This is a genomic window from Endozoicomonas sp. GU-1, assembly GCF_027366395.1.
In the GTDB taxonomy this organism is placed as follows: Bacteria; Pseudomonadota; Gammaproteobacteria; order Pseudomonadales; family Endozoicomonadaceae; genus Endozoicomonas.
Window position 1 is genome coordinate 1704246 of record NZ_CP114771.1, and the last position, 13833, is coordinate 1718078.

Here is a 13833-nt window from a genome sequence, read left to right on the forward strand (position 1 = left end):
TGATCATAACACCAAAAACCACAATGGGGATCAGAACCACCCGATCAAGGTCCATCAAGGTAATTGTATCCCGTGAATAACTGTTTGATAGCACGTCAGTGAGGGAGATCAAATCAGATTTACACACACACTACAGTAGGGCAGTCTATTCTCGGACAGGCTCCTAGCCAGAATGTTCCACTAAAGCGTTATAGAGTGTCTCCAGCCCCATAACGTCCAGCAGCTTGCACAGCTCAATAACTTTTTCAGGGACGGAACCATAACCCGGCTGTACAGACCACCCTTCGGCTTTTTCTTCCAGTGTTTTCAGGTCACCGATCTCAAGCAGACGCTGCAAAGCAGTGACCATTTCCTTCTGACAAACGCCGGAAACCGGTAAATCAGGAGACAAGCCGTTATCATTTTCCAAATGGTAATAAATACAATTAAACAGTTCATCAAAGCGCACGGGTTTGGCAATAAAACCACAAAAACCGGAATCTGCAATTTGTACTCTCGCCTGTTCTGACACACTGGCAGATACGGCCATAATCTTAATGGATGGGTATCGGCCGATACGGTGAATCGCTCTGGCAGCATCAAAGCCATCCAGGCCGGGCATTCTGAGATCCATCAAAATAAGGTCGTAGCGAGTGGTTCTGCATTTTTCCACTGCTTCCAACCCTCCCTCTGCTGCCTCAACATGAAAAGATTTAGACTTAAGGGCCTTTACCAACATATCTCTATTATTAATGCTATCGTCAACCACCAGAATTTGATGTTGATTAAAGTGCTCTGGCTGTAAATCAACTCCGCCGTTTCCCGGGGGTAAGTCGGCTAACACTTTTCTGCTTTCACCATGGCTAACCTGATAGGGAATACTGAAATAAAAACGACTCCCTTTGCCAGGTTCACTTTCAGCCTGAAGCTCTCCCCCCATGGCTTCCACCAGACGATAACTGATAGACAACCCCAAACCGGCACCGCCACATTCTTGCCCTTTCTTTAGCTGAGTGAATGGCTGAAACAGCTGCGTCAAATCCGATGAAACAATACCCACGCCACTATCAAGCACTTCAAACTGAAGCTTTTCACCTTTGACAAACACCTTTAGATAGACACTGCCAGAGTCAGTAAACTTGACGGCATTGCCAACCAAATTGATCAACACCTGGCGCAGTTTGACATTATCAGCAACGATCTCAAGCTCTACATTGGGCAGAATATCCAGCAGCAAGTTCAGGCCTTTGACTTTTGCAGCTTCGCGAAAATTGGCAAACACCATATCCAGCGTCACCTGGATATTAAAAGGCACCACCCGGGTTCTCACAATGCCGCTTTCAATCTTGGTGATATCGAGAATGTCATTAATCATGGTCAAAAGATGCAAACCACAGGCCTCAAGGGATGACAGACTTTCCCGGTATTTATCGGGAACATCTCTGTCAGCCAACAGCAGCTGGGCATAGCCAAGGACGCCATTAAGCGGGGTCCTCAGTTCATGGCTGATATGTGACAGGAATAAAGATTTTGCCTGGCTGGCCTTTTCGGCCGTTTCTTTCGCCTTCAGTAGCTCGCCTTCAATCCGCTTTCTCTGGGTAATGTCACGAAAGACGATGGAGATCAGCAAACCATCGGCTGTGGTCAGCACGTTGCTGGATATTTCCACTGGAAATCCATGGCCATACTTATCAACCCCACGGGAGAGCCTTGCCTCCAGGCAATGGCTATCGATGTCATCGGAGTCGAGTTCCTTCAGCAGCATCAGATCTGACCGGTACTCAGGGTCAATTAACAGCGCTAATGGCAGGCCCAGTAAATCACACTCATGATAACGAAAGAGATCTTCGACCCTGGTATTTACCAGGGTGATTACCCCCGCCGTATCGGTGATAACAATGGCATCCGGCGAACCGGCTATCAATGCCTTGAATTTTTCCGTATCACGAACAAGGTGGGTAATATCATTTCCCATACACTCAATGCTATCGAGCTGTTGGCCGGTGTTTTTCTGGGTTAGAGAGCTTTTATTGGCGTGCCCAGCACACCCCACTTCAATACAGCGTATGGAACCGTCTTTATGAAAAAAATCCAGTTCAAATGTTTCCTGCCAAACCCCTTTGGGCAACTGCTTCAGGACGCTTCTGAAGGTATCGTTAACCACCGAATCCGTTATGAAGCCCTGAATTTTTCCAGAAAACTCGTCTTCGTCGAAACCCAGCACTGAAGTAATTGATGGACTGACATAGGTAATATCCCCGGAAGTAGCCAGATGAAAATAGAAATAACGTCCTCTTAACTGCTGGACAAGGCTGGCCATATTTTGTGCCCGGGCTTTTTGCAAAGCCTCTTCCCGGTTTAACAGTCGTTCCTTTAGCCGGATAAAGCTCCGGTTCAGGCTAACCGCTTCATCCTTTGAATCCTGGAAATTATCACTTGAATCACTGGGCAGAAAGCCAAAGGTATTCATTTCACGCTTTAATTCATTCAGGGGACGCGTAATCCTGCCAGACACACCCCATAAGCATATAATGGCTAACACCATGGCCAGGCCAATCAGGCTTGCGCTTAAAAAGGCCTGTTTATACACCGGCTTCATAATGTCAGTTTCCATTATACTGTAACTGAAAAACCAACCGGTGGATTTAACAGGCACAGCTGCCGACCACTTGTAGCTGCCCCTGGTTAGAATACGGACACTGACCAGCCTGCCCTCTTTAACAACATTGTGCAAAACATCTTTCATAAAGCCGCACGGCTCATCAGGCCAGGAAGGTTTAATCGGGCTATACAGCAAATGCCTGAACGAACCGCCATTCTCTGAGGGAAAATAGAGTTCGCCACTGCCCTCACAAGGCCCAAGCCGTGAGAATTTTTCAATGGTTCTGTACTTCAGTAGCGATATGCCATTGGCATACACGATGTGCCCGAAAGGGTCGGCAATAATCAGGCGGACCCGAAAATCCAGATTTATCGGCATATTGACCAGCTTGGCGGCATCGAGATCGAGCCTTAGAAAGCGGCTCCGATGGTTATCATCCGACACCTTGACCAGAAAGCTGGTATAAAATACCGGCCCGGTTAATTCAGTATTAACATACCAGTCATACTCCAGATTATTGTTGATTGATAAATAGATTTGATCAGGAATGGAGTAATCTGAGTCTTGATCCCCAGAAACAAATTTCTTCACCATCCAATCAAAATAAACTGACTCTTTACTTTTAACCAACACCCCGCCTTTCTTTTCAAAATCGACAATGGATAACGATTTCACATAGGGCATATCTCTGAATATTGAAATAACCTTTGCAGAAAGGTCATGATAGGAAATCTCACTGGCAGACAGGGATAAGGCCTTGCCAGCCAGGATCACTTTACTCATTCTTGTATCGACGGATGCTGCATATCGCAACGTCTCATTGAGATGCCTTCTGCCGATTTCTTCAGAGGCCGTCCGAAAGGTAAAATATAGAAAAACAAACGTAATAATACTGTAGAACACTATCGCTGGTAGCAGATTAAACAGCGTAATCTTCTGACGGATAGATGTAGCCATAACACCATATTACATCCGGAAATATTTCATAGGTACTGCAGCCGTGTTGATCAGACAACCATCATCCAATATGCCCCGCATTATCGATCACTGAAGAATCTCCCACGGGGGGCATTCAGGCACTCCATAGAACCCCTGCTGACGGGATCCCCGTTGATAAGGGAAGTATACCGTATACTGACAGATACTGATTTCAAGGATAGATCTTCCACAGAACCCATGTGGTCTATTTCTTTGAAAAAGCCCTCATCATAACCACTGCATACTCTGACGACTGGCGTATCATGCAGTAGAAAATGCCCCGACCGGTACCCATACCCACCCTCGATAAACATAAAGTCCGGTTTGGAGGATGAGGTTTCATTAATACTTGCCTTAATCTTCTCCTGAAGCATATTCATGGTAAGCTCACTGGTAAAGTTCATGAATGATATGTCATTGCCATTTCTATCCTTCGTGACACGTAGCATCCAACGGGCATACTCTCTGGTATCTTCTGAAGGTAGTGGCATCATCAGGTACACTCTTGGAGAGTGCTCCCGACCAAATTCATCTTGTATCATATCGACATAACCACGAAGCCATGGCTTTAATCGAGTCATGATACTGGACGACAAGTTCATTTTGATAAAGACACGTTCAACATCCCGTTCTACCTTCCTGGTTTCCGCACAGCTGCCCGGGAGCCATACGACGAGCTTCTTAAGGAAATCTTCATCAGAGATGTTCTCACTATTGTCATTTCCCAGACTTATTGCTTTTCTGATTTCGTATAATTCTTTCAAACCCCGAAGCACTTTTTCAAAAAATAATTTTTCATAACCATCCTGGCATGGCATATAGGTAACCGGTAATGAGCAATTTAGCTTACTGGCCTGCTCTCCTTTGCCCTTGACGAAGATACTGGACCATGGGTGTTCACTGACATTGCCAATCAGATAGGAATTCTCCGGTTGACGATTAACAAGTATCATTGTATCCAATGTCAAATTCTCCAGAGTATCATGAAATGCCTCAACTCCTGTGCATTCTTCCAGGCGAAGAGATCTATCCTGACACATAGACCGCCACTGATATAAAGCCGTTCGAAATTTCTTATCACGCCCCTGAAAAGGCTCAACCAGGAGCACATCCACTTTTTTACCATAAATCCTTCTGACCAGTCGTTGAAAGCAAGGTATGGTGATCATTAGAGAATCACTGGCTTCGTCAAACTCGGCATCCAGCAATAACTGACGACTTAATCCCAAAACACTATCAACGCTACCACCCTCTATGGGTTTATAGCCATGAACATCTTCCCATTCTTTTAGCCAGGCAAAAGCAGATTCGTTAAACATATCCTCTTTAGGGCAAGTAGTTGGAAAGCAATGAATAACATCACCTTTTATAGCCTTATTCATCATTTTTTCGTATTCAATTTTGGATAAGATATCTTCTTTGTTGTCATCAATACCATTCAACTGTTTCGATGTTTTCTCCGCCAGACTCTTTTTTATATGTTTCATGTACCCAAAAGCCACATCAGACAACTGTCGAAGCAACTCCATTCTTCTTGATAAGGGTAATGACTTTATTTTTTCCGATTCAACCGGATCAGTCTTATCTACATATTGATCAAAATCAACCAGGGGTTTTTGTATATACTGTTCAAATAAACTCGATACAACTTGAGAAAACTGCCCCCCCGAAGACGCGTCTTCATGGTAACTGAGGCTTTCCATAGTCATTTCAGAGTCTGAGAAAAAATGGCAGGCACACCAGGATAAAAATCGATCATCTTCCGCCAGCAAAGAGGACACTTTGCTGACCACATCTCGCAGGGAAGAGGTTTCCTCTTTATGTGAATCATGACTGACCAACTCTCTTACCAGTCTGGATTGTATTTTTTCAAGTTGACGAAGATCATTGGTCAGCATCACCAACACAAACAATTTTGACATCTGTGGATCTTCAGACATTTTGGAAATAAAGTCATGGCGCTCCTTAATCCATTCCATCATAAATTGATTCCCCGGCAAAATCTGTCCATCGATGGTAACCGTTGCCGGGGCAACATCAAGATAAATAAGCTGATGTTTCTTCCGGTCATAGGCAAAATTTGCAAAATTACCATCAATAACACATCTGATTACCCAGCCATTGCCTTTCTCCTCAATCATCTTGTTAAAACGGTCACACCGGTCTATCAAATCCAGAATGCCTTTAATGATTTCAAATTTAACCTCAGGCTTTTCATTAGGATCTTTCAATATACATTCAACCATCTCTTCCTGATCGTATTTCCTCTGTAATCCTAACACTGTCACCTGGTCCTGTTCATAAAACTCCGGTTTCATTGAATCACCATTAACCTCCATTGCTTCCATCCTGTAATGGTGGTCGGACAAGAAAGGTTCATCGCACTCTTCTCTGGGCAGGACGGGCAGGTAATCAAGGTTATTAAAAACATCCGACTCTGATGTACTGTTTCTTATCCTCCTGACCGTCACCGGATGATTAAAAGCAGCGACACCACAGGCAGCATTCTTTTCTGGAAAATCAAATTCATACACCTGATCAGCACCAATCGCACCATCCCGATATGGCACCGCTATGTATTCTATAGGACTCAGTGCAAACTTGATTTCTCCATTTTTGCCCAGCAGGGGGTCTGTCATCACACACGAGCACATTCTCTGTGTACTAAACAGTGTCCTGATGGTTGCTCCAGAAGCAGCCTGGTTCATGGTGTGCATGATTTCCTTTGCTGCCAATTTGTTAAACTCGGCATGGGCAAAGACACGTTGCGCAATTCCTGAACCAAGATATTCACCGACAAAGCCATTTTTCTCAGGCGTAGTTTGCCGGGTATTTCTGACAATGGGTATCGACTTCTGGCGCAGAAGATCCCTGTTGGTTTTATTGTTTATACTGCCATCCAGATTTCTTTGCAGCTTATCCCTGGTTGATTTGCACTCCTTTTCGACATCAAATATTTCATCAAGATCGGGTTCAGGACAGTTAATAAACGGAGCTTGCAACTCAATAAATAATTCTCCTTTTTTCAGAGTTGTTACAGGGACACTGCAGGAGAAATACAGTTGATTCCTGTCCTCACTTCCTGTGACCAGCCGATAGTTGGCAATATCAGAAATAATTTGATCCTCAGGAATATTTTTCCGAAAGCGAATCAGGAAATTCATGCTGGATTTTTCCTCAAATGGATCCAGCAGCCTTACTCGATTAATCAATCCTGCAAACGCCCTGTCATCCTCAGCACCATCCAGTTCAATATAGATACCATCAGGACTATACATTGGGTCAGGACGTATAACCCGATCAAAGTTATGACAACCAAAGGGGTCTTCCTGGTCGGGAATAATATCAGGGGTTAATAGCGTCACCGCATGTGAATGTTTTAATTGTAAATACAGTTTATCTACATCATCCCTTGCATAAAAGCTCACCTCATAATAAGAATTCAACGCGAGATTGTCGCTGTCGAACAACGCAACAAATTTCTCCATGACCGGATGAAGGTCACTGCATAACGGTGCGCTGCCATCCTGAACTGAATGACTGGTGAACCCTAAACTTTTCGCAAACCCCATCAACACGGCCAGGTCTTCAAGTTGGCTGAGAGTACTGTAATCTGATTTCGGTCTCTTGATCCCCCTGTGAGGCCAAATGACATCAGATGCCGATAAACGACTTTGCACAGCTTCAGTCGTTAACCACTGAATTAACTCAGGACGCTCAACCAGGCGACATCCCCTGTCTTTTACCCCTGCCAGTCTCCCCATTCCATTGTGATTAATCAATCCTTCTATCCGATTATCATTGAAGACATGATCGTCTACTGCAAAAGGGATAACACGTCTTTTGATACCGGTAGCAGTTTGCACCTCTCCTGATGGATCCTCTGACTCTGGGTTATCAATTTTTGAGCGTACCTGCATCCCGTAGGAAGTTTCAGGCGTTCCAGCTGGGAGCATATTATACATCCTGTCTGTTTAGATATGGCCGGACTGTGGCCTGTTGAAGTTTAGTTGCATACTGAGGGTATCAGGTACTCCTGTTACGATATTTCCAAATGCCGTAAGAATAAAAAAAGAGGACTGACAGGTCCTCCGAGCATGAACTGAAGTCTAGTTCACAATATGACCTGAACAGCCCCTAGGGGTAATCATAGCCAAAATGTAGATAAGCGCTCTTAGTTAATACCCTGCCTCTGGGTGTTCTCATTATATAACCCTGTTGAATCAGGTAGGGTTCAAGCACATCTTCAATGGTGTCCCGCTCTTCACTGATGGCTGCGGCAAGGTTGTCCACGCCCACTGGACCACCATCAAACTTTTCAATCATGGCCAGCAACAGTCGACGGTCCATATGATCAAAACCGCTGGCGTCCACATCCAGCATATTCAGGGCGGCGTCTGCCAGTTCACGGGTTACCGAACCATCGCCTTTTACTTCCGCGTAATCCCTGACTCTTCGCAGCAGCCGGTTGGCGATACGGGGTGTGCCTCTTGAACGGCGGGCAACTTCATTGGCCGCCTCGCTATTCATCGGCACTGCGAGAATACCAGCAGAACGGAGCACAATGGCACTGAGATCCGCCACATTGTAGAACTCAAGCCGCTGAACAATACCAAACCGATCTCTTAAAGGTGAAGTCAGCAGCCCTGCACGGGTGGTCGCGCCTACCAGAGTAAAGGGTGGCAGATCCAGTTTGATCGAACGTGCTGCAGGCCCCTCACCAATCATAATATCCAACTGATAATCTTCCATGGCCGGATAGAGCACTTCTTCAACGGCCGGGCTGAGACGATGGATCTCATCAATAAACAGGATGTCATTTGGCTCAAGGTTCGTGAGCAGGGCGGCAAGGTCTCCGGCTTTTTCAATCACTGGCCCGGAAGTCGAACGGATATTACTGCCCATTTCATTGGCAACAATATGGGAAAGCGTGGTCTTGCCCAGCCCCGGGGGACCAAATATCAACGTATGATCCAAAGCATCACCACGCTTTCGGGCCGCCTGGATAAATATCTCCATCTGCTCCCTGACTTTTGGCTGTCCGGTGTACTCACGCAACCGGACAGGTCGTATGGCCCGATCCTGGGCCTCTTCGCTCGGGCGCTCACTGGCTGATATTAAGCGATCCGCTTCAATCATAATTTTTCCCGGGAATGATGTTAAATCATACTTCTTAATGCCTGCCTGATCAGTTCTTCACTGGACAGACCTTCTACTTTAATCCGCCCAATCACCTTGCTGGCTTCCTGAGGCTTATAGCCCAGGGCAACCAGGGCACTGACGGCTTCCTGTTCAGTATCAGCGGCCTGTTTTGCCAGGGCCTGCCCCAGGGGCGTTCCAGTCAAACCATCAAATTGCGCAGCAGAGCTATCCCATGTTGACAGTTTGTCTTTTAACTCCACAATCAGGCGTTCCGCAGTTTTCTTGCCAACCCCGGGTAATTTCACCAGGGTAGAACTGTCGCCATCATGGACACAACGGACAAATACAGACGCTTCTATTCCGGAGAGCAGTGTCAGGCCCAGTTTCGGCCCCACTCCATTCACTTTAATCAGGGTACGGAACAGCTCTCTTTCCCGGGCGTCGCTGAAGCCATAGAGCAGCTGCGCATCTTCTCTAACGACAAAGTGCGTATAAAGCGTTGCCTCAACACCCACCTCTGGCAGGCGGTAAAACACCGACATCGGCGCTTCAACTTCATACCCCACTCCACCAGCCTCAATCAGCAGGTATGGGGCTTTTTTTTCCAGCAAAATACCGCGGAGTCTGCCTATCATATTCAGTATCTCTTCTAACGACTTAACTACTTAATAACCGACGATTTCTACTGCCCGTTGCTCCGGCCATTCGCACCAGGCTTGCCCGTGTGTGGGAGTGGCACAATGCCACTGCTAACGCATCGGCGGCATCGGCCTGAGGGGGGTTATCCAGCTTCAGAATTGAAGTAATCATGTGCTGTACTTGGGACTTTTCCGCAGAGCCCTTACCCACCACCGCCTGTTTCACCTGTCGTGCCGAGTACTCTGCAACTTCAAGCCCATGATTTACCGCGGCAACAATCGCCGCGCCACGGGCCTGCCCAAGCTTCAGGGCAGAGTCGGCATTGCGGGCCATAAACACCTGCTCAATACCGACAGATTGCGGACTGTACATTTCAATCACCGTATTGATACCCTGAAAAATTTGGGCAAGTCTTTCTGGCAGTGGCCCATCCTGAATTCGGATACAGCCGGATGCTACGTATTTACATTGGGAGCCGATTTCCTCAATGATTCCATACCCGGTAATCCTGGACCCGGGATCAATCCCCAACAATATGGCCATTCCATTTCTGTTCCAAACCTGTCGTTAAAAAGAATACTGTATATACATACACGTTGCCAGCATTACAATTTTGAAACACGGCATTACCAAAACAGGCTACGAAACTCACCGGTTGCGACTTACTCTTGAACATGAGTTTTGAGGAGACAGCCTGCCAGATGAACCATCAAATGAAAACATTACTGACCATTGCCAGTGTCACCCTGGTGCTGTTTCTAATCACACTGGCCTTTAATCTTTAATGGAAGCCTAAGGCTCTCTGATAATGGTTTTGGCTGTGCTGGCAGAGTTATAAATAAAATCGGCTTTGATAAACTTCCTGTCTGAGTTTTCCAGCAGTTCTTTCGATGATTTTCCTTACGATCAGTGGCCACATAGGCGTCAATACCTGCCTCATCCGGGCATGGGGGTCGGCAAAACTGAGTTGTTTTTTGTCGTCTATTGGCTTGTCCGGATTCAGTGCCTGCTCTCGTTCTTCAAGGTTTTTTTTGGCCTTCTGGATTTTTTCCAACCGCTGCTGTTTGAACTTCAGGTCTCCCGGGATACCCCGTATCCGGTCTCCTGTCGGTATGTCTCATCTTCTTCTTTGTCACTGGTTTCAGCCTTTTTTATCAGGGCTCCCGGGGGGCTGTCCGAGAATAGACTGCCCTACTGCGGCGGCAGCAAATTGGTCTAAAAAACCCAGTGTTGATCAAATAAAGACAAGTTTCGAATTTAATCTATAAAATTCGTCGCAAGCACCAATTAAACCAGAGTTTATAGACATTTCAGCAAGATGAACTATAAACAGAACAGTGTACACTTTTCATATTTTTTATGAATTAATGAAATATAATTATGGATAGAGACACTGCTGGTATAGGTTGGAAATACACGACATCAGGTAATGATTATAAACCACCGGATGGTCATACCAATGCTTCAAGGAGTGGGCGATATCGGCATGACACAGTCAGACAGGTGAATACTCCACCCCCCTATATCTCAAGGTGTAATGAATTTTATCATACTTCTGACGCATGCTCTTCTCACTATCCACCAAGACATTCAGTAAAACCTGTTTATGATTTTAATGCTCTCATTACACACGAAAAAATGAGTTGCCTGGTGAGGATATCTGCTCGTTATGGTGATCGCTATGATGGTAGAAAACACAGTCAATTTGCCAGTTCAATTAAACAATACACATTAGGGTCAAAACGACCTTTAAATCATAGTGAACAAAGCCAACTGATACCATTGTTGCACGATTTTAAAGCGACACCCGGGTGGACCTGGCGAAGCCTGACGACAACGCTTCATTCCTTTACTTCAGCGGGTGTTTTGACCCCTCATAAATACATGGATGAGTTGGGTAAGGAAACTCAAGCTGCTTTACTGTCAACTTTACTTGATGCGGTAATAATACAGTGCAACCAAAAACCTGAAGTCAGGACTATTGATACACAAGGTATCGCCAACCTGCTGTGGTCCGTGACGAAACTGGTGAACAACGGGCTGGAAAAGACAGCGAAGGTCAAAGAGGCCGTAGCCGCGCTGTTGCCCCATGTGAAAACCAAAGCCGAATCAAAAGACGAGAAAGACTACTTCAACACTCAAGGTATCGCCAACCTGCTGTGGTCTGTGGCGAAACTGGTGGACAACGGGCTGGAGCTGGAGAAAACACTGAAGCTCAAAGAGGCCGTGGCCGCTCTTTTGCCCCATGTGCAAACCAAAGCCGAATCAAAAGACGAGAAAGACCACTTCAACGCTCAAGGTATCACCAACCTGCTGTGGTCCGTGGCGAAACTGGTGGACAACGGGCTGGAGATGGAGAAAACACCAAAGCTCAAAGAGGCCGTGGCCGCGCTGTTGCCCCATGTGAAAACCAAAAAAGCCGAAGCAAAAGAAGAGAAAGACCACTTTATTCCTCAGCATATCGCCAACCTGCTGTGGGCCGTGGCGAAACTGGTGGAAAACGGGCTCAAGCTGGAGAAAACACCGAAGCTCAAAGAGGCCCTGGCCGCGCTGTTGCCCCATGTGAAAACCAAAGCCGAATCAAAAAAAGAGAAAGACCGCTTCACTCCTCAGCATATTGCCAACCTGCTGTGGTCTTTGGCGAAACTGGTGGACAACGGACTGGAGCTGGAGAAGACACCGAAGCTCAAAGAGGCCGTGGCCGCGCTGTTGCCCCATGTGAAAACCAAAGCTGAATCAAAAGAAAAGAAAGAACACTTCAAGCCACAGGAGTTCGCCAACCTGTTGTGGGCCGTGACGAAACTGGTGGACAACGGGCTGGAGCTGGAGAAGATACCGAAGCTCATAGAGGCCGTGGCCGCACTCTTGCGCCTTGTGAAAACCAAAGCTGAAACAAAAGAAGATAAAGACCTCTTCAAGCCACAGGATGTCGCCAACATGCTATGGGCCGTGGCGAAACTGGTGGACAACGGGCTGGAGCTGGAGAAGGTACCGAAGCTCATAGAGGCCGTGGCCGCACTTTTGCGCCATGTGAAAACCAAAGCCGAAACAAAAGAAGATAAAGACCTCTTCAAGCCACAGGATGTCACCAACCTGCTATGGGCCGTGGCGAAACTGGTGGACAACGGGCTGGAGCTGGAGAAGACACCGAAGCTGAAAGAGGCCGTGGCTGCGCTGTTGCCCCATGTGGAAACCAAGGCCGAATCAAAAGAAGAGAAAGACCAATTCAAGCCACAGGCTGTCGCCAACTTGCTGTGGGCCTTGGCGAAACTGGCGGACAATGGGCTGGAGCAAACACCGAAACTCAAAGAGGCCGTGGTCGCACTATTGCCACATGTGAAAATCAAAGCCGAATCAAAAGAAGAGAAAGACCACTTCAAGCCACAGGAAGTCGCCAATCTGCTGTGGTCCCTGGCAAAACTGGGTGAGGCTATTGAGCTGAACGCGGTTAAATCAATGTTCGATTCTCTTGTCGAGAGAATCAGTGAAAACCCTCAGCTCTCTGAGCAGAGTATATCGATGTCTCTCTGGGGAGTAATGGTATTCTGTGCCAGATTTTATCTGGACACAGGTAGCAGTGATAAAAACTCGCTTGAAAAGCACATAGGTGAACTATTTTCTCGCCTGGAAAATACATCCTCAGGCAATACAGATGATCAATACATCATTGCCATGGCTGCAAGTTGGCTAGGGAGAACGTGTCCGGTGGTCCCCCATTACCGAACAATCATTTCACAATCTCAATCCACCTTCCGCGATCACCTTCAATCAAGCTTTCCGTCGTTGCAGATTGAAGAAGAAAAGAGTCTGAACTCATTACCTCCGGTTGACCTGCGACTGCCAGATTACAACATGGTTATCGATGTTCAGGGACCTTCTCATTACGTGAGTGGTGATTTCAAAACCAGGAATGGTTCGACTTTGCTTAAAATCGCCCTGCTGCAAAAACTGGGATTTGATGTCATTGAAATCCCGGTGAACAAGCTTGATAACCAGAATTCAATGAAAATCGTTATTGATCAAATAAAGACAAAGTTAGCAGTCCTGCCAGAGCCCCATGGCTCTGTGTCACTTAATAGCGGCGGGGGGGCAGACGATGAGGCATGCGTTACTGCCGATGAAGGAGAGCAATTCTCAGATGACTGTTACTTTACTGCGGAAGAATATTTAGAAGAACAGACAGGTAATCCAAAAAAGAGAAAAAGGAAGAGAAAAAAAGCCAGTAAAAACTCATTATGGGGATAATGACCGGAGAAAGTTTCTGACGTATCTGCCAGTGAAGCATAAACCCAGGGACTTGTTGTTACCAAAAATCCCTCCCACCGGCAGCGATGAGTTACCATTGGTTGATTTCCAAATTCAACGGGATGATCGACCCCCTTTGCTCCAGCGCCATTACAGCATCTTCATCACTACTACGGGATCGTCAGCCCCTGTGCCTTGCATTGGCACTCAGACTCTTGCAGGGTCTCTGCTTGAGTGGCTCCATAACA

The 13833-nt window shown here is 46.5% G+C and carries 7 protein-coding genes; 1 reads left to right on the forward strand and 6 read right to left on the reverse strand.

All coding sequences use genetic code 11. The annotated features are described in order from the left end of the window. Positions 1-163: 163 nt before the first annotated feature. The 6 genes from O3276_RS06875 to O3276_RS06900 all read right to left on the reverse strand — a co-directional run bounded on the left by O3276_RS06875 (position 164) and on the right by O3276_RS06900 (position 10394). Complete coding sequence (locus tag O3276_RS06875) at positions 164-3538, reverse strand: ATP-binding protein (RefSeq protein ID WP_269674967.1); 3375 nt, start codon at positions 3536-3538, stop codon at positions 164-166. An 80-nt stretch (positions 3539-3618) separates the two neighbouring features. Then, positions 3619-7515 (reverse strand): hypothetical protein, encoded by a 3897-nt coding sequence (locus O3276_RS06880; protein ID WP_269674968.1) that lies wholly within the window; start codon positions 7513-7515, stop codon positions 3619-3621. 181 nt (positions 7516-7696) lie between these two features. Further along, positions 7697-8698 (reverse strand): Holliday junction branch migration DNA helicase RuvB, encoded by a 1002-nt coding sequence (gene ruvB / locus O3276_RS06885; protein WP_269674969.1) that lies wholly within the window; start codon positions 8696-8698, stop codon positions 7697-7699. A gap of 20 nt (positions 8699-8718) precedes the next feature. After that, positions 8719-9336, reverse strand: coding sequence for a Holliday junction branch migration protein RuvA (gene ruvA, locus O3276_RS06890; protein WP_269674970.1), 618 nt, complete (start codon positions 9334-9336; stop codon positions 8719-8721). Between the two features lie 22 nt (positions 9337-9358). Then, the gene (gene ruvC, locus O3276_RS06895) at positions 9359-9883 is read right to left on the reverse strand and encodes a crossover junction endodeoxyribonuclease RuvC (RefSeq protein WP_269674971.1); all 525 of its coding nucleotides are present in this window, start codon (positions 9881-9883) and stop codon (positions 9359-9361) included. 289 nt (positions 9884-10172) lie between these two features. Next, positions 10173-10394: a hypothetical protein gene (locus tag O3276_RS06900; protein WP_269674972.1), complete on the reverse strand. Its 222-nt coding sequence runs from the start codon at positions 10392-10394 to the stop codon at positions 10173-10175. Positions 10395-10720: 326 nt separating this feature from the next. On the opposite strand from O3276_RS06900, the gene O3276_RS06905 reads away from it, so the two are divergent. Then, positions 10721-13585, forward strand: coding sequence for an RAP domain-containing protein (locus O3276_RS06905; RefSeq protein ID WP_269674973.1), 2865 nt, complete (start codon positions 10721-10723; stop codon positions 13583-13585). Positions 13586-13833 lie beyond the last annotated feature (248 nt).